We start from the raw sequence: 20,357 nt of genomic DNA, 5'->3' as shown, positions 1-20,357 counted from the left end.
GTGAGAAACGACACACCCGAGAACGATCGGGGAACAAGGCGAAAACCCCATTCGTCTGAGAGAGTGAATGTACGAGAACGGAGATGCCATGAACGCAACGCTGACCAGTCCCGAGCTCACCAGAGCGGACCGCTGCGATCGCTGCGGTGCCGCCGCTCGTGTCCGTGCCACGCTGCCCTCTGGACTTGAACTTCTCTTCTGCCAGCACCACGCCAACCAGCACGAGGCGAAGCTGTCCGAGCTGGACGCCGTGCTGGAGCTCAGCAGCAGCTAGCCGTTCGAACTCACCCGTTCCCAATGTGGGCGGTGTGGGCAGTCATCGGTAATGCTGGACGGGTATGAGCGATCAGGTCGCAAAGCCGTCCCGCCACCACATCTGGCGAATCAGCCTGAGGACCCTGTCGAAAAGCTGGGACGACTCGATCTTCTCCGAGTCGGCCCAGGCCGGGTTCTGGTCGGCGCTCTCGCTGCCGCCGCTGCTGCTGGGGATGCTGGGCGTCCTGGCCTACGTGGCGCCGCTGTTCGGCCCCGACATGCTGCCCAGCATTCAGCACCAGGTGATTTCGACGGCCCACAGCGTGTTCTCCCCCAGCGTCGTCAACGAGATCATCGAACCCACCATCAGCGACATCGCCAGCCACGCCCGCGGCGAGGTGGTGTCGCTGGGTTTCCTGATCTCGCTGTGGGCGGGGTCGTCGGCGATCTCGGCGTTCGTCGATTCCGTCGTCGAGGCCCATGACCAGACCCCGCTGCGCCACCCCGTCCGGCAGCGGTTCTTCGCGCTGTTCCTATACATGGTGGGCCTGATCGTCGTGGTCGCGACCGCGCCGCTGGTGGTGGTGGGGCCGCGCAAGATCGGCGAACACATCCCGCTCGGGCTGTCCAACGTGCTGCGCTACGGGTACTACCCGGCGCTGATCCTCGTCCTGATGCTCGGGGTGATGATCCTCTACCGGGTGGCGCTGCCGGTGCCGCTGCCGTCGCACCGGCTGATCTTCGGCGCGGTGCTGGCGACGGCGGTTTTCGTGATCGCCACGCTGGGCCTGAGGTTCTATCTGCGCTGGATTACCAGCACCGGCTACACCTACGGCGCGCTGGCGACCCCGATCGCGTTCCTGTTGTTCGCGTTCTTCGCGGGGTTCGCGATCATGATCGGCGCCGAACTCAACGCTGCCATCCAGGAGGAATTTCCCGCCCCCAAGACGCACGCCCATCGGCTGCGCAACTGGGTGCTGGCGCACACCTCCCGCAGGCGGGCCGCGGTGCCGGCCGCGGAACCGCCAGCCTGATCAGTCCCTCTTGAGGTGCTCGTAGATCCGCTTGCACTCCGGACAGACCGGCGAGCCCGGTTTCGCCGCACGGGTGACGGGAAACACCTCGCCGCACAACGCCACCACGTGGCTGCCCATCACGGCGCTCTCGGCGATCTTGTCCTTCTTGACGTAGTGGAAGTACTTGGGGGTATCGCTGCCGGTCCCGTCGTCGACGCGTTCGTCGGTGTCGGTGCGTTCGATCGTCTGCGTCTGCATGCCTGACATTGTGCCCCCTGACTCGCCCGTACCGGAATCGATTCCGTGTGGGACAGTGGAGATATGAAGCGCGGCGAAGAGCCCGGGCTCGACGGATTCGACGACACCAGCCGCCCCGTCCTGATCACCAATGCCGCCCCCTCGTACGAGGAGGAGCATCGCGCCCGGGTGCGTAAGTACCTGACCCTGATGGCGTTTCGGGTTCCGGCGCTGATCCTGGCCGCCCTCGCGTATGGCGCCTGGCACAACGGCCTGATCTCGCTGCTGATCGTGGCCGCCTCGGTGCCGCTGCCCTGGATGGCCGTGCTGATCGCCAACGACCGGCCGCCCCGCCGCTCCGACGAGCCCCGCCGCTTCGACGCCGCCCGGCAACGCACCCCGCTGTTCCCGCGGGCCGTGCAGCCGGCGCTGGAGTCCCCGCGACTCGCACAACCGCCGACCGGCCCGCAAAGCCGTGACCACCTCGACGACGGTTCCCGGTAACCGCCCGCTCGCCGCTCTTCTCAGGACATTCTCAGGTCGTCGGCACATTTGTGCACGTCAAGGCGTGTGAGATCGCCGAGGGGCGGGAACTCAACCGTCGAATTCGTCGTTGAACGACATGACAGTACAAAGCCGATCGGGAGGGGCGCCATGGCCGACTCGACCACAAGGGCCAGCACAAGCAGGTTTGACGGCGATCTAGACGCCCAAAGCCCGGCAGCGGACCTCGTGCGCGTATATCTCAATGGCATTGGCAAGACGGCGCTGCTCAACGCGGCGGGCGAAGTCGAACTGGCCAAGCGCATCGAAGCCGGACTGTATGCCGAGCATCTGCTGGCGACGCGGAAACGCCTCGGGGAGAACCGCAAACGCGATTTGCAGGCCGTCGTGCGCGATGGGCAGGCGGCGCGCCGCCACCTGCTGGAGGCCAACCTGCGCCTGGTGGTGTCGCTGGCCAAGCGCTACACGGGTCGCGGGATGCCGCTGCTGGATCTCATCCAGGAGGGCAACCTCGGTTTGATCCGCGCGATGGAGAAGTTCGACTACACAAAGGGATTCAAGTTTTCGACCTACGCCACCTGGTGGATCCGTCAGGCCATCACCCGCGGCATGGCCGACCAGAGCCGCACCATCCGGCTGCCGGTCCACCTGGTCGAGCAGGTCAACAAACTGGCCCGGATCAAGCGGGAGATGCACCAGAACCTGGGGCGCGAAGCCACCGACGAGGAGCTGGCCACCGAGTCCGGCATCCCGGTCGAGAAGATCAACGACCTGCTCGAGCACAGCCGCGACCCGGTGAGCCTGGACATGCCCGTCGGGTCGGAGGAAGAAGCGCCGCTGGGTGACTTCATCGAGGACGCCGAGGCGATGTCGGCGGAGAACGCGGTGATCGCTGAGTTGCTGCACACCGACATCCGCAGTGTGCTGGCCACTCTCGACGAGCGTGAGCACCAGGTGATCCGGCTGCGCTTCGGGCTCGACGACGGCCAGCCGCGCACCCTCGATCAGATCGGCAAGCTGTTCGGCCTGTCCCGCGAGCGGGTCCGCCAGATCGAGCGGGACGTGATGTCCAAGCTGCGCCACGGCGAGCGGGCCGATCGGCTGCGCTCGTACGCCAGCTGAGGCCCGTCAACTAGAGCCAGGTAACAAGACGGTATGCCCGCCGCGACTGCGGCGGGCATACTGCATGCCTGGGAACCGTTACACCCATTCGCGCAGCTGGCCAAGTAGACTCAGCGTCAATGGAGGGTGCTGGATGAACGAGCTGGTTGATACCACCGAGATGTACCTGCGGACCATCTACGACCTCGAGGAAGAGGGCGTGACGCCGCTGCGTGCCCGTATCGCCGAACGTCTCGAGCAGAGTGGCCCGACCGTCAGCCAGACCGTGTCGCGGATGGAGCGGGACGGCCTGCTCCACGTGGCCGGCGACCGCCATCTGGAACTCACCGACAAGGGCCGGACGCTCGCGATCGCCGTGATGCGCAAGCACCGCCTCGCCGAGCGGTTGCTCGTCGACGTCATCGGGGTGCCCTGGGAAGAGGTGCACGCCGAGGCATGCCGGTGGGAGCACGTGATGAGCGAGGACGTGGAGCGGCGGCTGATCAAGGTGCTCAACCACCCGACGACATCGCCCTTCGGCAACCCGATCCCGGGTCTTTTGGACCTCGGCGTGGGCCCGGAGTCCGGCGCCGACGACGTCAACCTGGTCCGGCTGACCGAGTTGCCGGCCGGGTCGCCGGTCGCGGTGGTGGTGCGCCAGCTCACCGAACACGTCCAGGGCGACATCGACCTGATCACCCGACTCAAGGACGCCGGGGTGGTTCCCAACGCCCGGGTGACCGTCGAGACCAGCCCCGCCGGCGGCGGGGTCACCATCCTCATCCCGGGCCACGAGAACGTCACCCTTCCCCACGAGATGGCGCACGCCGTCAAGGTCGAAAAGGTCTGAGGCCCAGCCGGTCAGCCCGCGCGCCGGCCGAAGTCGCGCCGCGGCGGTAGCCGCACTCCCAGCCGCTTGGCCAGCCGGTAGCCGCTGACCGCCAGGTCCCGAATGCGCTCCGGGCGGATGCCGGACTGCAGCGCCTGGTCCAGCATGCCCGCCATCCGATGGCCGGGGTCGCCGCGCAGCGCCGCCTCCAGGGACACCCCCGCCAGCGGGCCGTCGCCGCGGGCGTAGGCGCTGAAAGCCAACAACACCAGGGGCTCGACCCGCCACGGCTCGGGCAGGGTGCGCGCCAGCAGCGCCCACAGCGACTCGGCCTCGTCCGCCGATTCGCCGACCGCCAGGGCGTACAGCGTGTCGCGCACCTGCACATCGGTGAGCGCGCAGCCCAGGGCCGCGAGCTCGGCGGCGGACAGCGTCGCGCCGCCGGCGAGGCGGGCGGCGGCGGCCATCGCGGCCTTCACGTCGCGGCGCTCGCACCCAATGGGGTCGGAGCGATGCGCCAGTTCCCGCTTGGCGACCTGCCGCCGCAGCACGCCCGCCAGCCCCGCGCTGCGGTCCGGGTCCTCGACGGCGATGACGGCCTGCAGGTCGGCGCGACGACGGTAGAGCCGCCGCCCGTCGAACACCGCCGCGGCGGCCAGCGGCGAGGCCGAGGGGTCGTCGATCGTGCCGCCCGCCCCGCAGCCGTCCACGCAATGCCACCGCCCGCCCGGGGCCACCCGATCCACGGCGTGCGCGGCCCACAGCTCAATGTCGTAGTGCGACAACGCCTCTGCGAGCGCTTCGCACAACTGCCGGTGCTCGTCGTTGCATCCCGGGCAGGGGGCGCCCTTGTCGTCGACGATCACCGCGATCGCGGCCTGCGGCGCGGCGGCGGCGGCGAGTTCGGCGAGTTTGCCGACCCCGTGCACCAGCTTCTCGGACAGGTCCACCCGCAACACCGCGCCCATTTCGCCGTCGTCCACGGACACCACTACCAACGAATTCTCCGGAACGAAACCGAGAACGGCGGGCAGCGCCGCGATCAGCGTCCCGGGGCGGTTGAGTTCGAAATCTGCGTGATGCTCAGGTCGTTGGTTCGTCATGGGCACCAACGCTGACGGCAGGCACCGTCGAGTCGTGCTCACGCAACGACATCCGGCCACTCGCCTGTGGAGAAAGTCCCGACTGTGGGCCGTATCGTCTATCCATGGGTTCGATGCAGGAGTACGACATCGTCGTCATCGGTTCGGGGCCGGGGGGCCAGAAGGCCGCGATCGCGTCGGCCAAGCTGGGCAAGTCCGTGGCGATCGTCGAACGCGGCCGGATGCTCGGCGGCGTCTGCGTCAACACCGGCACGATCCCGTCAAAGACGTTGCGCGAGGCCGTCCTTTACCTCACCGGCATGACCCAGCGCGAGCTGTACGGTGCGAGTTACCGCGTAAAGGACCGGATCACCCCCGCCGACCTGCTGGCGCGCACCCAGCACGTGATCGGCAAGGAGATCGACGTGGTGCGCAACCAGTTGATGCGCAACCGGATCGACCTGCTGGTGGGCCACGGCCGGTTCGTCGACCCGCACACCATCGTCGTCGAGGACCCGGGGCGCCGCGAGATGACCACGGTGAGCGGCGAATACATCGTCATCGCCACCGGCACCAGGCCGGCGCGGCCGTCCGGGGTCGAGTTCGACGAGGAACGGGTGCTCGACTCCGACGGCATCCTCGACCTCAAGTCGCTGCCGGCGTCGATGGTCGTCGTCGGCGCCGGCGTGATCGGCATCGAGTACGCGTCGATGTTCGCCGCGCTGGGCACCAAGGTCACCGTGGTGGAAAAGCGCGACGACATGCTGGACTTCTGCGACCCCGAGGTGGTCGAAGCGCTCAAGTTCCACCTGCGCGACCTGGCGGTGACATTCCGCTTCGGCGAGGAGGTGACCGCCGTCGACGTCGGGGCCGCGGGCACCGTCACCACCCTGGCCAGCGGCAAGCAGATCCCCGCCGAGACGGTCATGTACTCCGCGGGACGCCAGGGCCAGACCGATCACCTCGACCTGCACAACGCCGGGCTCGAGGTCGAGGGCCGCGGGCGGATCTGGGTCGACGGGACGTTCCAGACCAAGGTGGAGCACATCTACGCCGTCGGCGACGTCATCGGGTTCCCGGCGCTGGCCGCGACGTCGATGGAACAGGGCCGGCTGGCCGCCTACCACGCGTTCGGCGAGCCGACCGACGGCATCACCGACCTGCAGCCGATCGGCATCTATTCGATCCCCGAGATCTCCTACGTCGGGGCCACCGAGGTGGAGCTGACCAAGGACTCGGTCCCCTACGAGGTGGGCGTCGCCCGCTACAAGGAGTTGGCCCGCGGCCAGATCGCCGGCGACTCCTACGGCATGCTCAAGCTGTTGGTGTCCACCGACGACCGCAGGCTGCTCGGGGTGCACATCTTCGGGACCAGCGCCACCGAGATGGTGCACATCGGGCAGGCCGTGATGGGCTGCGGCGGCACCATCGACTACCTGGTCGACGCGGTGTTCAACTACCCGACGTTCTCGGAGGCCTACAAGGTTGCCGCGCTGGACGTGACCAACAAGATGCGGGCGCTCAGCCAGTTCCGGCGCTGAGGGTCAGCAGCTGTCGTCGAGGTCGTTGGGCACCGGGTCGCCGGGGCCGCCGGCCTCGGCGCGGGCCAGCAACTGCGCGGTCTGCGCGTCGAACGGGGCGGAGTACGACACGTCCGCGGCGCACCCGCCACGCTGGAAACCGCCGATCAGGCCGGTGAGGGTGGTGCCGCTGACCCAGGGCGCGCCGCTGGTGCCGTCGACCAGCCCCTCGCACGGGAACGCCGGAAACCCGCTGTCGTTTTCAGCGGTGTTGGCCTGGCAGCCGATCGGTGCGCCGCCGACGCCCGCCGGATAGCCCAGGACCGTGACGTGGGTGCCCGGCGGCGGCGCGGTGCCCAGGGTCAACGCCAGCCCGACGCGCGACTCGACCGCCACGCCGGCGTCGTTGCTGACCCGGACGATCGCATAGTCCGCGCGCGGGTCCTTGGCGGCGGTCCAGCGCGGGTCGAGGTAGACCGCGTCGGCCTTCCACGTGTCGGCCGGGGCGGGCGGGGCGTCGCCGGCGAAACCCGGGACGAAGATCAGCTTGGCGGCCCCGGCCAGGCAGTGCGCCGCGGTCATCACGAGATTCCCGGTCGCCGAGTGCACCACCGAGCCCGTGCAGACGTGCAGCGGGCCGTCGTTGATGAAGATGGCGCCGACGCGCCGGTCGGGGTCGACCGGGGCGGCGACCGCGGTCTGCTGGGGCTGGCTGAGACGCTGCACGGGCTTGGTGGCCACCGGCGTGGTGACGACGGGGCGCGCCGCAGGGTCGGCGGGCCGGGTGCACGACGTCAGCAACGTCGCCAGGCCGACCCCCGAGCACAGCAACAGCATCAGTATGCGCATTTCGTGTCCATCATGCCCGACCGCGGGGCGCCCGGCAGAAACCCGGCCGGCCGCCGTGCGCGCGAAGGTTTGCTGTTTCATAGGGGTGCCCGCCGATTCGGGCGACACTGGGTAGGGCACCCTGGAGAGGTTCCCGAAGAGGAGGAAACCCCGATGGCCCGCCATCAAAGCCCGGATGACGACTACCAGCCAGGGCAGCCCGGGATGTACGAGCTGGAGTTCCCGGCGCCCCAGTTGTCGACGGCCGACGGCCGCGGCCCGGTGCTGGTGCACGCCCTGGAGGGGTTCTCCGACGCCGGTCATGCGATTCGCCTGGCCGCCGCGCACCTGCGGGCCGCCCTGGACACCGAGCTGGTCGCATCCTTCGCGATCGACGAATTGCTGGACTACCGCTCGCGGCGGCCGTTGATGACCTTCAAGACCGACCACTTCACCAACTACGACGACCCAGAGCTGACCCTCTACGCCCTGCGCGACAGCGCCGGCAACCCGTTTCTGCTGCTGGCGGGCATGGAGCCGGACCTCAAGTGGGAGCGTTTCGTCACCGCCGTGCGCCTGCTCGCCGAGCGGTTGGGCGTGCGGCGCACTATCGGCCTGGGCACCGTCCCGATGGCGGTGCCGCACACGCGGCCGATCACGCTGACGGCGCATTCCAACAACAAGGAGCTGATCGCCGACTTCCAGCCCTGGATCTCGGAGATCCAGGTTCCCGGCAGCGCGTCCAACCTGCTGGAATACCGGATGGCCCAGCACGGCCACGAGGTCGTCGGCTTCACCGTGCACGTCCCGCACTACCTGACGCAGACCGACTACCCGGCCGCCGCCCAGGCGCTGCTCGAGCAGGTGGCCAAGAGCGGATCGCTGGAGCTGCCGCTGTCGGCGCTGACCGACGCCGCTGCGGAGATCCGGGCCAAGGTCGACGAGCAGGTCCAGTCCAGCGCGGAGGTGGCCCAAGTGGTCGCGGCGCTGGAGCGTCAGTACGATGCCTTCATCGACGCTCAGGAGAACAGGTCGTTACTGACTCGCGACGGGGATCTGCCCAGCGGCGACGAGCTTGGCGCCGAGTTCGAGCGCTTCCTCGCCCAACAGGCGGAGAAGAAGCCCGACGACGACGACCGGGCCTGAATCGACCAAGCGCAGGAGCAACCTTCGCCCGGTGCGCGAGGTCACGGCGCCCAGATTCACGGTCATCGCGCCGGACCTGCTGGGGCACGGGAAGTCCGACAAACCACGCGCCGACTACTAGGTGGCCGCCTACGCCAACGGGATGCGCGACCTGCTGTCCGTGCTCGACGTCGAGCGGGTGACCGTCGTCGGCAGCGCCATCTGATCTCTCAGCGGGGCAACGACTTTCGTCGCGCTCAGCGCCGGTGCAACACCGCCGTGAGATGGTTTTGCAGCGGCTGCCCGACGGCACCCATGTCCACCGAGTAGGACAGCTCGTCGCCGTCGAGGCGCAACGAACGCCCAAGCGCGGTAACCTCTTTGGCGCTGGGGGCCAGCCCGATCGTGCCGCCGGCGCTCGTCGACAGCTCCACCTCGATGACGCCGTCGTCCACCGAATACGTGCCCACCTCGATCTCGGTGATGCCGCTCGGATGGACCAGAACCCACTCGAGCTGCCCGGGCCGCGGCACCCGCAGGTATCCCGCCTCGGCGTGCAGCGGCTTGCCGTCGGCGGCCGCCTTGGTCTTCTGGGTGTAGGCCAGAAACGGCTTGCCCACGTGGGCGAAGGTGACTTCCTCGACGTACTCGAAGGGCTCGATCGTCGGGTACTTGCCCGAGCCCTCACCGCCCCACGTCCCCAGCAACGGCGCCAGTGCTTCGAGATCGGGATGCAAGTCGGGCGGCATGAAAACAGCCTAGCGAGTGGGCGGCCCCGTCAGCCGGGAGCCGACACGTCGCGGTGCGCGCGCAGCGTCTCGATCTCCCGCTCGAAGTCCTCCGCCGACTCGAACGACCGGTAAACCGAGGCGAACCGCAGGTAGGCCACCTCGTCGAGGTCGCGCAGCGGACCCAGGATGGCCAGACCGACCTCGTGGCTGGGGATCTCGGGCGACCCGGCGGCCCGCACTGTGTCTTCCACTTGCTGGGCGAGCAGGTTCAGCGCGTCGTCGTCGACCTGGCGGCCCTGGCACGCCCGGCGGACGCCGCTGATGACCTTCTCCCGGCTGAACGGCTCGGTGACACCGCTGCGTTTGACCACCGCCAGGACCGCGGTTTCGACGGTGGTGAAGCGCCGGCCACACTCGGGGCACGACCGGCGGCGCCGAATGGCCTGCCCCTCATCGGTTTCCCGTGAGTCGATCACCCGGGAGTCGGGGTGGCGGCAGAACGGACAGTGCATGACCGCTCCTTCGCCGTGCTCACCTGCCAGGGATGCAGAACCCCAGAACTTCGAAAGACGTTGAAAGCGTACCCGCGCGCTCCCGCGCGGTCAGCCCACCGGCGCGATCAGCGTCTGGCCCGCGGCCAGCGCCGGCGAGTTGAGATCGTTGAGCTCGCGGATGCGCTCGGCGACCTGGCGTGCCGGCGCGTCCGGGGCCACCCGGTGCGCGACATCCTGCAGGGACTCCCCCGGTTCGACCCGCACGACGGCGAGCCGGTCGGGCACCGCGGCGGCGCCCGCGCCCGCGGCGTCGTTGGCGGCCTGGCCCAGGTTGGCCATCAGGCCGAGCCACACGGTGACGATCCCGGCGACCAGCGCCAGGCCCAGCGTCGTGAGCACCGTGACGGGACGCCTGCGGTGCGGGATTACCGACATCGCGACGCCGGTGCCGTAGTAGCGCGTGGGCGCACCCGCCGGCCGGGACGGCCCGGGCCTGCGGGTGCGGGCCGGACCAGCACGGTGGCCGGCACGAGGCCCCTGCGCCGGCCCGTTGACCGGGCGGCGGACGCTACTGGTGCGCGGCGAGACTGCGTGGATGATGGTCATCTGCGTTCCTCCGGTCAACTCGTTCTCGCTCGTGTGTTCGACAATAGTCGCTCGTGTGTTCGAAACCCGAACATTTGAGCGAAGCGTGTCGCACGAGCCAAACGCTAGACGCCCCCACCGACAAGTTCCCGACGGCTGGGTGGGTGCGCGCCCCGTACATCACGGTCATGGCGCCCAAATACCCGATCCGCGCGAAAGTTACACACTTGTTATTCCCCCCGCGGCCGGGCCCGACACACCAGTCGAACACATGTTTGATTCTTTGCCGCGGCGCGGCTACATTCAGTGCATGGACGACAGCAACGACACGCCATCAACCGCGGACGGCCGGTTGCAATCCGTGGACTCCGCGCTGACCGAACGGCAGCGCACCATCTTGAACGTCATCCGCGAGTCGGTCACCACGCGCGGCTACCCGCCGAGCATCCGGGAAATCGGCGACGCCGTGGGTCTGACGTCGACATCCTCGGTGGCGCATCAGCTGCGCACGCTGGAGCGCAAGGGCTACCTGCGCCGCGACGCGAACCGCCCCCGCGCCGTGGACGTGCGCGGCGCCGACGAGAGCGCCGGGGCCGCGCGGGCGCCGGTGACCGACGTCGCCGGCTCCGACGCCCTGCCCGAGCCCAGCTACGTCCCGGTGCTCGGGCGCATCGCCGCGGGCGGGCCGATCCTCGCCGAGGAGGCCGTCGAAGACGTCTTCCCGCTGCCGCGCGAGCTGGTCGGCGAGGGCACGCTGTTTTTGCTCAAGGTCGTGGGCGACTCGATGGTCGAGGCCGCGATCTGCGACGGCGACTGGGTGGTGGTGCGCCAGCAGCACGTCGCCGACAACGGCGACATCGTCGCGGCCATGATCGACGGCGAGGCCACCGTCAAAACGTTCAAGCGCGCGGGCGGTCAGGTGTGGCTGATGCCGCACAACCCGGCGTTCGACCCCATCCCCGGCAACGACGCGACCGTCCTCGGCAAGGTCGTCACGGTGATCCGCAAGGTCTGACGCGCGGCCGGCTCAGTCGGCCTTGATGAAGCCGTTGGCCTGCGCGACTTGCTCGCTGGACAGCCAGAGTTCGGCCAGCGTGTCGTGGTAGAGCTCGCTGCCCGGGGTGTAGTACAGCCCGGAGCGGGCGCTGGCCTTGATCGGGTATCCGTCGGGCGCCTGGTACGGGTCGTTCAGCGGCAGGTGGATGGTCGGGCGCCCGCCGGCCACCGGCGCGGCGCCGGCCACCTCCGGCAGCTCCTCGTCATCAAAAGCCGCGTGCCGACCCGCGCGCTGCTCCGCCTCGGACCCCAGGGCGATCGGGACGTCGGGTTCTTCGTCGACGACGGCGGCGGGAATGTCGTCGTCCACGACATCCGCGGCGTAGGCGACGTCCGGCTCCCCGAGTTCGCCGGCTCCGCCGGCTTCGTCGGCTTCGGCGGCTTCGTCGGCTCCGTCGGCTTCGTCGGCAGCGAGGTAGGCGGCTTCGGGGCGGGTGCGCGGAACGGCGACGTCCGGATATCCGGGTTCCGCGTAGTCGTCGTAGCCGGCCTCCTCATACTCGGCGTCGATGTAGCCGGCGTCCTGGGGCTCGGAATAGCCCTGCTGCTCGGCCTGCACCGGAGCGTCGGCGTAGCCGGCCTCGGACAAGGCGGCCGCCGAGACGACGGGGATGGAATCCGTTTGCACCGCGTCGGGGTCTTCCTCCGCGGTCCCCTCGCCGCCGCCGCGGCTCCAGCTCACCCGCGCGGCGGGCGGGGCCTCGGCCGGTGGCTGCTGCTCGGGCGGGTTGAGGTCGCCGCGCACGAAATGGTCGGTGGTCGCATCGCCGTTGTGGGCAGTGTCGCCGGCGCTCCAGCGCCCGTCGGCGGCCGGCTCGTAGGCGTCGGTTTCGGGCTGGGGCTCGTGGCCGGGGGTTTCGGCGGCGGCACGCGGAGTGCGACGACGGCGCCACCAGGTCGCCAATGCCGCGAGCACCAGCAGCACCGCCAGCGGGATGAGGGCAAGCGGCCACCACCGGTGCCAGTCGAGCTTTTTGCCATGGGAGGGCATCGCCGCGGTGCTCGGCTGGTTCTGCCCGGACACCTGCAGACCGGACAGCAAGGGGGCCAGGTTCGACGGCTCGGTGAAAAACGCGTTCTTCGTCCGGTCCCACGAGATCTTGCCGCCGCTGAACTGCTGCGAGACCACGTCGCCCGTCACGGACTGGTCGCCGACCGGGGCGCCCAGTTTGCCGCCGGGACCGCGCAGCTTGTCCCACGCGGCCTTCATCGCGCCGCGCACGACGAACGCGCCGTGGTCGTGGGTCCAGAAGATCACCGGCTTGTCCGCGGCGGCGAACGCGGCGATCCGGCTGGCGGGCCCGAGGCCCCCGTCGGACTCGTTGGCCGTGGGAAAGCCGAGGTCGCTGCCGACCGGGCCGCCCAGCGACTCGTACTTGGCGAGGATGTCGCTTTCCAGGGCGTTCGCGCCGGTGGCGGGGTTGAAGAACACCTTGCCGCCGGCGAAGTTCTGCGCGATGCCGTCGCCGCCGATCGGATACGGCCCGCCCTGCTTGGCACCCAGCGGGCCGGTGGCTCCGCCCGCCGCGCGCCAGGCCGCGTTGATGGCCGCGGCCGGGTCGATCGTGACCTGCAGACCCTTGAGCTGATCGGCCAGCGCCGCCGGGGCGGTGGTGAACTCCTTGGTTGTGCGGTTCCAGGAGATCTCGCCGCCGCTGAACTTCTGGGACGCGACCTCACCGTCGTGGGTCTCGTCGCCCGTCGGCGCGCCCAGCACGCCGCCCGAGCTGCCCAGCTTGTCCCATGCGGTGTTCAGCGCGCCGCGCACGACGAACGCGCCGTGCTCGGATGTCCAGAAAATGACCGGCTTGTCGCCGGCGGAGAAGGTGGCCACGCGGCTATCGGGGCCCGCCAGGCCCGGGACCTCGTTGATGGTGGGGAATCCCAGATCGCTGCCGGCCGGACCGCCCAGCGACTCGTATTTGTCCAGGATCGGCCCGTAGACGAATTTCGCCCCGGTGTCGGTGGTGAAGAACATCCGGCCACCGTCGAAGTCCAGCGCGAACCCGTCCGCGACGGGATAGACGTCGCCCTTGCGGGCGCCCAGCGGTGACGTGTCGCCACCGGCCTTCTCCCAGGCCGCCATCATGGCGGCCTCGGCATCGCCGATCGGGGACGCCGATGCGGTGGGCGCGAGCAGCGCGGCCGCCATCACCGTGGTCGCCATGCCGATCACAGCGCGCCCGACCAGCCGGCGCATCCGACGTCTCTGCCCGTTCACCAAGCCTCCCAGCCGAGGGTTAGCCCCCTATCACTGGCCATGCCCGCACCTGCAAGCCCCGCACGCGGGTCGTACCCCCACCGCGAGGAAGTATCCCCGTTACGAACCGGATTGTCGCCGGGCTCGCATAACTTTGCCTGCGCCGGGGAGGAATGCGAAGTCAAATTACGAAATTTACGGAAACGGTGACCGGGCCGATGTCGAAATGATGCAGGATTACGCCCGAACCGCGACCGGCCTCCGCATGCGACCGCGCTGTCGCCACACGAGAAACGCATGCGCCGACGGTACGCGAAGCCGTTAGCCGGTCAGCGATCTGCCCGACGAAATGACCATTTAGGCCATTCATTAATTGACCGGATTGCTAGACGCCGAGGCTGCGGCCGACGATTTCCTTCATGATCTCGGTGGTGCCGCCGTAGATCGTCTGCACCCGGGCGTCGAGATAGGCTCGCGCGACGGGATATTCGCGCATGTAGCCGTAGCCGCCGTGCAGCTGCAGGCAGCGGTCGATCAGGTGCACCTGCTTCTCGGTGGAATACCACTTGGCCATCGCGGCCTGTTCGGCCGTCAGCTTCCCGTCCAGGTGCAGGCGGATGAACTCGTCGACCATCATGCGCACCACGGTGGCCTCGGTGGCCAGCTCGGCCAGCACGAATCGGCTGTTCTGGAAACTGCCGATCGGCTTGCCAAAAGCCTTGCGCTCCTTGGTGTATTGCAGCGTCTGCTCCAGCACCTGCTCCATGGCGGCGGCCGCCATGATCGCGATGCCGATGCGTTCCTGCGGCAGGTTCTGCATGAGGTAGATGAACCCCATGCCCTCCTCACCGAGCAGGTTTTCGGTCGGCACATGCACGTCGGTGAACGACAGCTCGGCGGTGTCCTGCGCGTCCAGGCCGATCTTGTCGAGGTGGCGGCCGCGTTCGAAGCCCTCCATGCCGCGTTCGACGACGAGCAGGCTGAAGCCCTGCGCGCCCTTGTCGGGGTCGGTCTGGGCCACCACGATCACCAGGTCGGAGTTGATTCCGTTGGTGATGAACGTCTTTGAGCCGTTGAGCACGTAGTGGTCGCCCTGCTTGACCGCGCGCGTCTTGATGCCCTGCAGGTCGCTGCCGGTTCCCGGTTCGGTCATCGCGATCGCGGTGATCAGCTCGCCCGTGCAGAACTTGGGCAGCAAGCGCTGCTTTTGCTCGTCGTTCGCGAGGTTCAGCAGGTAGGGCGCCACGATGTCGTTGTGCAGGCCGAACCCGATCCCGCTGTAGCGGCCGCGGGTGGTCTCCTCGGTGATGATCGTGTTGTACCGGAAGTCGGGGTTGCCGCCGCCGCCGTACTCCTCGGGCACCGACATGCCCAGGAAGCCCTGCTTGCCTGCCTCGAGCCACACGCCGCGGTCGACGATCTTGGCCTCCTCCCACTCGTCGTGGTAGGGCGCCACGTGGCGGTCGAGGAAGCCGCGGTAGGACTCGCGGAACAATTCGTGCTCGGGCTCGAAAAGAGTGCGCTCGTACTTGATGGCACTGCTCATGCGTGGGACCTCCGGCGATCGGGACTGTGCCGCCCAAGATATACCAACCAGCCGGTTGGTCGGCATTCGGCGGGGTCAGGCCTCCCGGTCGGCGGAGAACTCGCGCACGGCGGCGGCCAGCGCCGCCGGCACGCGGGCGCGGATGCGGGTGCCGTCGGCGTCGTGCTCTTCGCGCTGGACGCGCCCGCCGGCGTGCAGCCTGGCGACCAGGTCGCCGCGGTCGTACGGGATCACCACGTCGACGGCGACGTCCGCGGGCACCGCCAACTCGGCGATCCGCCGCCGCAGGGCGTCGATGCCCTCGCCGGTGCGCGCGGAGACGAACACCGCGCCGGGCAGGCCGTGCCGCAGCTTGGCCAGCTCCAGGTCGCTGGCGGTGTCGACCTTGTTGACGACGAGCAATTCCGGTGGCGCGTCGCCGTCATGATCGGCGATCACCTCCGCGATCACCTGGCGCACCGCGTTGATCTGGGCAGGCGGGTTGACGTCGGCGCCGTCGACCACGTGCACCAGCAGGTCGGCGTCGACGACCTCTTCCAGGGTGGAGCGGAACGCCTCGACGAGTTGGGTGGGCAGGTGGCGGACGAACCCGACGGTGTCGGTGAGCACGAACGGCCGGCCGTCCACCAGTTCCGCCCGGCGGGTGGTGGGCTCGAGGGTGGCGAATAACGCATCCTGCACCAGCACCCCGGCCCCGGTCAGCGCGTTGAGCAGGCTGGACTTGCCGGCGTTGGTGTAGCCGACGATCGCGACCGACGGGACGTCGCTCGTCAGCCGGCGGCTGCGCTGCGTGTCGCGGGCCTGCTTCATGTCCTTGATCTCGCGGCGCAGCTTGGTCATCCGCTCGCGGATGCGCCGCCGGTCGGTCTCGATCTTGGTCTCGCCGGGACCGCGCAGGCCCACGCCGCCGCCGCTGCCGCCGGCGCGGCCGCCGGCCTGCCGCGACATCGACTCACCCCAGCCGCGCAGCCGCGGCAGCATGTACTCCATCTGGGCCAGCGACACCTGCGCCTTGCCTTCCCGGCTGGTGGCGTGCTGGGCGAAGATGTCCAGGATCAGCGCGGTGCGGTCGATGACCTTGACCTTGACGGCCTTCTCCAGCGCGGTCAGCTGCGCCGGGGACAGCTCGCCGTCGCAGATGACGGTGTCGGCGCCGGTCGCGATGACCACCTCGCGCAGTTCGGCCGCCTTGCCGGAGCCGATGTAGGTCGACGGGTCCGGCTTGTCGCGGCGCTGGATGAGCCCCTCGAGCACCTGCGAGCCGGCGGTCTCGGCCAGCGCCGCCAGCTCGGCCATGCTGGCCTGGTTGTCGGCGGCGCTGCCCTCGGTCCACACGCCGACCAGCACCACGCGTTCCAGGCGCAGCTGGCGGTACTCGACCTCGGAGACGTCGGCGAGTTCGGTGGACAGCCCGGCGACCCGGCGCAGTGCCGAGCGGTCTTCGAGGGCGAGTTCGCCCGCGCTGGGCTCGAGTTCGGGAAAGGGAGTTTCGGGATGTGTCATAGGCAATTAGCAATACTGCCCGCCAAATCGGTGCCGTGCATCCGAATTATTGTGCGCGCCACCATTCCTCGCTGAGCTCGCCGCGGGCCACCAGCACCGACGGCCCGCGCAGGTAGCTGGTGGCGTCGGTGATGGTCACCACGACGTCGCCGCCGGGCACCCGCACGGTGAGCGTGCCGGTGTCGGCGCCGGTATCGGCGAGCGCGGCGACAGCGGCGGCGACGGTTCCGGTGCCGCAGGAGCGGGTCTCCCCCACCCCGCGCTCGTGCACCCGCATGCTCACGGATCCCCCGTCCACGCCCCAGGCCGGCGACGTGAGCACCTCGACGTTGACGCCGTCGGGGAATTGGGTGCGGTCGAATTGCACGGGCGCGCCCACGTCCAGGGCGGCGAGCTGTTCGGCGCTCAGCTGCGGGTCCACGCACGCCAGGTGCGGGTTCCCCACGTCGACGGCCAGGCCGGTGAACCGCCTGCCGCCGATCACCGCGTGCCCGCTACCGAGCCGATGGGCCTTGCCCATGTCGACGGTGACCTCGGCATCGGTGTCTCCGGTCTGGTGCAGCACGACGGGCCGCGCGCCGGCCAGTGAGCCGACGACGAACTCGTCGCGGGATTCCAGCCCGCTGGCGCGCAGGTAGTGCGCGAACACCCGCACGCCGTTGCCGCACATCTGCGCCGCCGACCCGTCGGCGTTGCGGTAGTCCATGTACCAGTCGCTCACGCCGACCCCGTCGGGCAGGCGGTCGAGCACCCCCACCCGCAGGGCGGCACGCGCGGTGGTGATCCGCAGTACCCCGTCGGCGCCCAGGCCGCGGCGCCGGTCGCACAGCGCGGCCACGCGGGCGGAGGTCAGCGTCAGCTCCGCGTCCAGGTCGGGGAGCAGCACGAAGTCGTTCTGCGTGCCGTGGCCCTTGGCGAAAATCACCAGTTCAGGATACGTCCCGCCACGCGCGCATCGCCTGCGCGACGAGGTCGGGTGCGGCCGCGTCGAGCCAGCGGATGCGGTGGTCGCGGCGAAACCACGACCGCTGCCGTCGCACGTAGCGCCGCGTAGCCACGAACGTCGGTTCCCGCGCGCCGTCGCCGTCGCCGCCGGCGTCCAGGTCGGCGATCACCTGGGCGTAGCCCACCGCGCGCGAGGCGGTGACCCCGTCGCGCAGCCCCTCGCCCAGCAGCGCGCGCACCTCGTCGACCAGGCAGCCGTCGAACATCGCCTCGGTACGCCGGGCCAGGCGCACATCGAGACGCGTTGTCTCGCAATCCAATCCGACGATGATGGTTTCCCAGCGCGGGACGCCGATGCGCGGTGCGGACGCGGCGAACGGCTTTCCGGTGAGTTCGAGCACCTCGAGGGCGCGCACGGTGCGCCGGCCGTCGGTGGGCAGGATCGCCGCGGCCGCGGCCGGGTCACGGCGGGCCAGCTCGGCGTGCAGCTCTGCCACCCCGACCTCGGCCAGCCGCGCTTCCCAGCGGGTCCGCACCGCGGGATCGGTCGCGGGAAACGACCAGTTGTCCAGCAGGGATTGGATGTAGAGCATCGATCCGCCCACGATCACCGGCACCGCGCCGCGGCCGGCGATCGCCTCGATGTCGGCGGCCGCGTCTTGCTGATAGCGCGCGACGCTGGCGGTCTCGGTGACGTTCAGCACGTCGAGCTGGTGGTGGGGAATGCCGCGGCGCGCCCCGGCCGGCAGCTTGGCGGTGCCGATGTCCATGCCGCGATAGAGCTGCATCGCGTCGGCGTTCACGATCTCGGCGCCGACGCGTTCCGCGAAGTCGAGCGCCAGGTCCGACTTGCCGGTGCCGGTGGGCCCGACGATCGCCACGGGTCGCACGGCCCGGCTCACAGCTGCCAGATGCCGGCGAAGTAGCCCACGCCGTAGGGGGCGCCGCGGTAGAGCTCCTTGGCCGATCGCGGCCCCGGCTCGGCGAGACCGGCCAGCACACCGAACGCGACCCGCCCGCCGATCTGCGGGGGTAGCCGGGTCAGCGCGGCGGCGTCGCCGTCGGCCAGCGCGTCGTCCAGCGCCAGCTGTGCCTCGGCGTCGTCCGGGTGGTGGCCGCCGGGGGCGCCCGGCGTGAGGGTGTTGGCGCCGTCGGCCACCACCAGCACGCCGACGGGTTCGGGTGCGCGGTCGATGTCGGCGCGCAGCTGCCGGCCGCGGGCCAGGGCCGTCTCGGCGTCGTGGTCGCCGCGGTAGACGCGCACCTGCACGCTGGCCTCGGGCCGGGCCCGGCCCCGCACCCACGCGGCCAGCAGCGCGCACACCGGGAGCTCGGCCGGCTCGTGCGGGTGCGGCGACAGGTGGACGGCCACGTCGGCGCCGAAGCCCGCGAAGGTGCCGCTGGCCGCGGATTCCAGCACGTCGTCGTCGCGGCCGGTGCCGATGGCCACCCAGCGCGGTGGCAACAGGGCGGCCGCGGCCAGCACCGCGGCGGTCAGGTCGGCAACCTCGGCGGCGGCCGATCCCGCGAGCTCTGGAACGAGCAGCGGCGTCGAGGGAACGATCGCGATGGGGCCCAGCACGTGACCAAACTTAGCCGGGACCGAGCTAGGTGATCGTCCGGCTTCCGTTGGGCGCGGCCGGGTGCAGCGGCTCGCCGTCGCGCAGGGCATCCAACACGTCGCGCCCCGAGCCCGCCGCCATCGAGGCGGCCTCCCCGCGCGCCAAAGCGACCGTCGCGACGATCACCATGGCCACCGCCGCGACCAGGACGATCGCCCCGGGGCCATGGGCCTTCAGCGTCTCGTCGAGCACCATGACACCCAGCACGCCGGCCACCACCGGCTTGCACACGGTCATCGTCGGCAACGACGCGGTCAGCGCGCCTGCCCGAAAAGCGGACTGCTGGAAGATCATTCCGCACAACGCCGCCGCCAGCCACGGGTAGAACTCGGGTGCGCTCAGCACGGCGCCAGGGCCGCTCTCGAGCACCTCGACGACGCCCTTGGTCAGCACCGCGAACACTGCCAGCGACGAACCCGCCACCACCGCCAGCAGTGCCGCCGCGATCGGGTGGCCGGACCAGATCCGCGCCGCCACGACGCACACCACCAGGGCGGGGCCCAGCACCGCGGCCACGACGATCCACGTCGACAGCGGGGCGCGCTGGTGACCGGCCGTCGGGTCGCCGACGATGACGACCACCGCCAGCGCGGCCGCCAGCACGAAGGCCCACATCCACTCCCAACGGGTGACCCGGTGCTTGGTCAGCCGCGCGTAGATCGGCAGCGCGAACAACAGGGCCGTCACCTGCAGCGCCGTCACGAGCACGACCGACCCCCACGCCAGGGCCGCGGCCTGCAGGCTGTAGTTGGCCACGGCGGCCACGCCGCCCAGCCACCACCGCTTGTCGCGCAACGACATGCGGAACAGCTCGAGGTGGCCGACTTCCTTGTCCGTGATCTCCTGCGCCGAGCGCTGCCGGATCACGTCGCCGATCGCGGAGGCCAGCGCCGCGCACAAGGCGATCAGCGCGGCGACGTCAACTTTGGTCATGGGAACCCCTCACCAGCGCTCCCCCCGAAAGCCTTGTGTACACGCGCCGTTTCATAGCAGTTCAACGACCACTGTACGGCCCGCGGAACGGGGCGCGGCCGCAGCGGTCCCCGCCACGCTACCGGGCGGTGCGGCGTGGCCGTGCGACCGGAGCGGCGGTGGAATCGAACTGTTACCCGCTGATCCGGGCGGTAACAGGTGGGCGCGCGCGGGCGGCCAAGCTGCTTGAATACTGTTGGAGCCGG

General features: G+C 69.9%; 21 protein-coding genes and 1 pseudogene. 9 read left to right on the top strand and 13 right to left on the bottom strand.

The window, feature by feature from the left end:
* Positions 1 to 88: 88 nt before the first annotated feature.
* Together AC5Y43_RS01450 and AC5Y43_RS01445 are read left to right on the top strand one after the other, a co-directional pair.
* Positions 89 to 274 (top strand): DUF7455 domain-containing protein, encoded by a 186-nt coding sequence (locus AC5Y43_RS01450; protein WP_499968557.1) that lies wholly within the window; start codon positions 89 to 91, stop codon positions 272 to 274.
* 64 nt (positions 275 to 338) lie between these two features.
* The gene (locus tag AC5Y43_RS01445; protein WP_499968555.1) at positions 339 to 1,289 is read left to right on the top strand and encodes a YihY/virulence factor BrkB family protein; all 951 of its coding nucleotides are present in this window, start codon (positions 339 to 341) and stop codon (positions 1,287 to 1,289) included.
* On the opposite strand, the gene AC5Y43_RS01440 is transcribed toward AC5Y43_RS01445, so the two are convergent.
* A complete protein-coding gene (locus AC5Y43_RS01440; RefSeq protein ID WP_499968553.1) occupies positions 1,290 to 1,529 on the bottom strand; it encodes a DUF3039 domain-containing protein in 240 nt (79 codons plus the stop codon).
* Between the two features lie 45 nt (positions 1,530 to 1,574).
* Between AC5Y43_RS01440 and AC5Y43_RS01435 the strand changes: the two genes are divergently transcribed.
* The 3 genes from AC5Y43_RS01435 to AC5Y43_RS01425 all read left to right on the top strand — a co-directional run bounded on the left by AC5Y43_RS01435 (position 1,575) and on the right by AC5Y43_RS01425 (position 3,963).
* Positions 1,575 to 2,012 (top strand): DUF3099 domain-containing protein, encoded by a 438-nt coding sequence (locus tag AC5Y43_RS01435; RefSeq protein ID WP_499968551.1) that lies wholly within the window; start codon positions 1,575 to 1,577, stop codon positions 2,010 to 2,012.
* Positions 2,013 to 2,162: 150 nt separating this feature from the next.
* Positions 2,163 to 3,134 (top strand): sigma-70 family RNA polymerase sigma factor SigB, encoded by a 972-nt coding sequence (gene sigB / locus AC5Y43_RS01430; protein ID WP_499968549.1) that lies wholly within the window; start codon positions 2,163 to 2,165, stop codon positions 3,132 to 3,134.
* A gap of 133 nt (positions 3,135 to 3,267) precedes the next feature.
* The gene (locus tag AC5Y43_RS01425) at positions 3,268 to 3,963 is read left to right on the top strand and encodes an iron-dependent transcriptional repressor DtxR (RefSeq protein ID WP_499968547.1); all 696 of its coding nucleotides are present in this window, start codon (positions 3,268 to 3,270) and stop codon (positions 3,961 to 3,963) included.
* Between the two features lie 11 nt (positions 3,964 to 3,974).
* Here the strand turns inward: AC5Y43_RS01425 and AC5Y43_RS01420 are convergent, their stop codons facing one another.
* Entirely contained in the window at positions 3,975 to 5,045 is a 1,071-nt protein-coding gene (locus tag AC5Y43_RS01420) for a DUF4192 domain-containing protein (protein WP_499968545.1), read from the bottom strand.
* A 113-nt stretch (positions 5,046 to 5,158) separates the two neighbouring features.
* Between AC5Y43_RS01420 and sthA the strand changes: the two genes are divergently transcribed.
* Positions 5,159 to 6,565, top strand: coding sequence for a Si-specific NAD(P)(+) transhydrogenase (gene sthA / locus AC5Y43_RS01415; protein ID WP_499969358.1), 1,407 nt, complete (start codon positions 5,159 to 5,161; stop codon positions 6,563 to 6,565).
* Between the two features lie 3 nt (positions 6,566 to 6,568).
* Here sthA and AC5Y43_RS01410 read toward each other — a convergent pair whose 3' ends face one another.
* Positions 6,569 to 7,393 carry a trypsin-like serine peptidase gene (locus AC5Y43_RS01410; RefSeq protein ID WP_499968543.1) on the bottom strand — a complete coding sequence of 275 codons (825 nt, stop codon included), beginning with the start codon at positions 7,391 to 7,393 and terminating at the stop codon, positions 6,569 to 6,571.
* Positions 7,394 to 7,546: 153 nt separating this feature from the next.
* On the opposite strand from AC5Y43_RS01410, the gene AC5Y43_RS01405 reads away from it, so the two are divergent.
* Together AC5Y43_RS01405 and AC5Y43_RS01400 are read left to right on the top strand one after the other, a co-directional pair.
* Complete coding sequence (locus tag AC5Y43_RS01405) at positions 7,547 to 8,518, top strand: proteasome assembly chaperone family protein (RefSeq protein ID WP_499968541.1); 972 nt, start codon at positions 7,547 to 7,549, stop codon at positions 8,516 to 8,518.
* A 46-nt stretch (positions 8,519 to 8,564) separates the two neighbouring features.
* A pseudogene (locus AC5Y43_RS01400) lies at positions 8,565 to 8,720 on the top strand (alpha/beta fold hydrolase); the annotation flags it as partial.
* Positions 8,721 to 8,754: 34 nt separating this feature from the next.
* Here AC5Y43_RS01400 and AC5Y43_RS01395 read toward each other — a convergent pair.
* From AC5Y43_RS01395 to AC5Y43_RS01385, 3 genes are all read right to left on the bottom strand, one after another.
* Positions 8,755 to 9,246: a peroxynitrite isomerase gene (locus AC5Y43_RS01395; RefSeq protein WP_499968540.1), complete on the bottom strand. Its 492-nt coding sequence runs from the start codon at positions 9,244 to 9,246 to the stop codon at positions 8,755 to 8,757.
* A gap of 29 nt (positions 9,247 to 9,275) precedes the next feature.
* On the bottom strand, positions 9,276 to 9,740 hold the full coding sequence (nrdR, locus tag AC5Y43_RS01390) for a transcriptional regulator NrdR (RefSeq protein WP_499968538.1): 465 nt from the start codon (positions 9,738 to 9,740) through the stop codon (positions 9,276 to 9,278).
* Positions 9,741 to 9,830: 90 nt separating this feature from the next.
* Positions 9,831 to 10,328: a LysM peptidoglycan-binding domain-containing protein gene (locus tag AC5Y43_RS01385; protein WP_499968536.1), complete on the bottom strand. Its 498-nt coding sequence runs from the start codon at positions 10,326 to 10,328 to the stop codon at positions 9,831 to 9,833.
* Between the two features lie 289 nt (positions 10,329 to 10,617).
* On the opposite strand from AC5Y43_RS01385, the gene lexA reads away from it, so the two are divergent.
* The gene (gene lexA / locus AC5Y43_RS01380) at positions 10,618 to 11,322 is read left to right on the top strand and encodes a transcriptional repressor LexA (RefSeq protein WP_499968533.1); all 705 of its coding nucleotides are present in this window, start codon (positions 10,618 to 10,620) and stop codon (positions 11,320 to 11,322) included.
* A gap of 12 nt (positions 11,323 to 11,334) precedes the next feature.
* On the opposite strand, the gene AC5Y43_RS01375 is transcribed toward lexA, so the two are convergent.
* The 7 genes from AC5Y43_RS01375 to AC5Y43_RS01345 all read right to left on the bottom strand — a co-directional run bounded on the left by AC5Y43_RS01375 (position 11,335) and on the right by AC5Y43_RS01345 (position 20,112).
* The gene (locus tag AC5Y43_RS01375) at positions 11,335 to 13,584 is read right to left on the bottom strand and encodes an LGFP repeat-containing protein (RefSeq protein WP_499968531.1); all 2,250 of its coding nucleotides are present in this window, start codon (positions 13,582 to 13,584) and stop codon (positions 11,335 to 11,337) included.
* Between the two features lie 364 nt (positions 13,585 to 13,948).
* Positions 13,949 to 15,109, bottom strand: a complete 1,161-nt coding sequence (locus AC5Y43_RS01370) for an acyl-CoA dehydrogenase family protein (protein ID WP_499968529.1) — start codon at positions 15,107 to 15,109, stop codon at positions 13,949 to 13,951.
* 75 nt (positions 15,110 to 15,184) lie between these two features.
* Positions 15,185 to 16,612 carry a GTPase HflX gene (gene hflX, locus AC5Y43_RS01365; protein ID WP_499968527.1) on the bottom strand — a complete coding sequence of 476 codons (1,428 nt, stop codon included), beginning with the start codon at positions 16,610 to 16,612 and terminating at the stop codon, positions 15,185 to 15,187.
* A gap of 46 nt (positions 16,613 to 16,658) precedes the next feature.
* Entirely contained in the window at positions 16,659 to 17,537 is an 879-nt protein-coding gene (dapF, locus tag AC5Y43_RS01360; RefSeq protein ID WP_499968525.1) for a diaminopimelate epimerase, read from the bottom strand.
* 4 nt (positions 17,538 to 17,541) lie between these two features.
* Positions 17,542 to 18,447, bottom strand: coding sequence for a tRNA (adenosine(37)-N6)-dimethylallyltransferase MiaA (gene miaA / locus AC5Y43_RS01355; RefSeq protein WP_499969356.1), 906 nt, complete (start codon positions 18,445 to 18,447; stop codon positions 17,542 to 17,544).
* 8 nt (positions 18,448 to 18,455) lie between these two features.
* Positions 18,456 to 19,139, bottom strand: a complete 684-nt coding sequence (locus AC5Y43_RS01350; protein WP_499968523.1) for a class III extradiol ring-cleavage dioxygenase family protein — start codon at positions 19,137 to 19,139, stop codon at positions 18,456 to 18,458.
* A 25-nt stretch (positions 19,140 to 19,164) separates the two neighbouring features.
* A complete protein-coding gene (locus tag AC5Y43_RS01345) occupies positions 19,165 to 20,112 on the bottom strand; it encodes a DMT family transporter (RefSeq protein ID WP_499968520.1) in 948 nt (315 codons plus the stop codon).
* Between the last annotated feature and the right edge of the window lie 245 nt (positions 20,113 to 20,357).

The sequence above is a fragment of the Mycobacterium sp. NGS57 genome (assembly GCF_059812405.1).
The sequence above is the reverse complement of the archived record's forward strand: the minus strand, read 5'-3'. Positions and strand labels throughout refer to the sequence as shown.

Excerpts from the sequence above, each read along its gene's own strand:
- AC5Y43_RS01450 (WP_499968557.1), top strand. The coding sequence starts at position 89 with ATGAACGCAACGCTGACCAGTCCCGAGCTCACCAGAGCGGACCGCTGC.
- sthA (WP_499969358.1), top strand. The coding sequence starts at position 5,159 with ATGCAGGAGTACGACATCGTCGTCATCGGTTCGGGGCCGGGGGGCCAG.
- AC5Y43_RS01410 (WP_499968543.1), bottom strand. The coding sequence starts at position 7,393 with ATGCGCATACTGATGCTGTTGCTGTGCTCGGGGGTCGGCCTGGCGACG.
- hflX (WP_499968527.1), bottom strand. The coding sequence starts at position 16,612 with ATGACACATCCCGAAACTCCCTTTCCCGAACTCGAGCCCAGCGCGGGC.
- AC5Y43_RS01440 (WP_499968553.1), bottom strand. The coding sequence starts at position 1,529 with ATGCAGACGCAGACGATCGAACGCACCGACACCGACGAACGCGTCGAC.
- sigB (WP_499968549.1), top strand. The coding sequence starts at position 2,163 with ATGGCCGACTCGACCACAAGGGCCAGCACAAGCAGGTTTGACGGCGAT.
- lexA (WP_499968533.1), top strand. The coding sequence starts at position 10,618 with ATGGACGACAGCAACGACACGCCATCAACCGCGGACGGCCGGTTGCAA.
- AC5Y43_RS01370 (WP_499968529.1), bottom strand. The coding sequence starts at position 15,109 with ATGAGCAGTGCCATCAAGTACGAGCGCACTCTTTTCGAGCCCGAGCAC.
- AC5Y43_RS01425 (WP_499968547.1), top strand. The coding sequence starts at position 3,268 with ATGAACGAGCTGGTTGATACCACCGAGATGTACCTGCGGACCATCTAC.
- AC5Y43_RS01445 (WP_499968555.1), top strand. The coding sequence starts at position 339 with ATGAGCGATCAGGTCGCAAAGCCGTCCCGCCACCACATCTGGCGAATC.
- AC5Y43_RS01385 (WP_499968536.1), bottom strand. The coding sequence starts at position 10,328 with ATGACCATCATCCACGCAGTCTCGCCGCGCACCAGTAGCGTCCGCCGC.
- nrdR (WP_499968538.1), bottom strand. The coding sequence starts at position 9,740 with ATGCACTGTCCGTTCTGCCGCCACCCCGACTCCCGGGTGATCGACTCA.
- AC5Y43_RS01345 (WP_499968520.1), bottom strand. The coding sequence starts at position 20,112 with ATGACCAAAGTTGACGTCGCCGCGCTGATCGCCTTGTGCGCGGCGCTG.
- AC5Y43_RS01395 (WP_499968540.1), bottom strand. The coding sequence starts at position 9,246 with ATGCCGCCCGACTTGCATCCCGATCTCGAAGCACTGGCGCCGTTGCTG.
- AC5Y43_RS01405 (WP_499968541.1), top strand. The coding sequence starts at position 7,547 with ATGGCCCGCCATCAAAGCCCGGATGACGACTACCAGCCAGGGCAGCCC.
- AC5Y43_RS01420 (WP_499968545.1), bottom strand. The coding sequence starts at position 5,045 with ATGACGAACCAACGACCTGAGCATCACGCAGATTTCGAACTCAACCGC.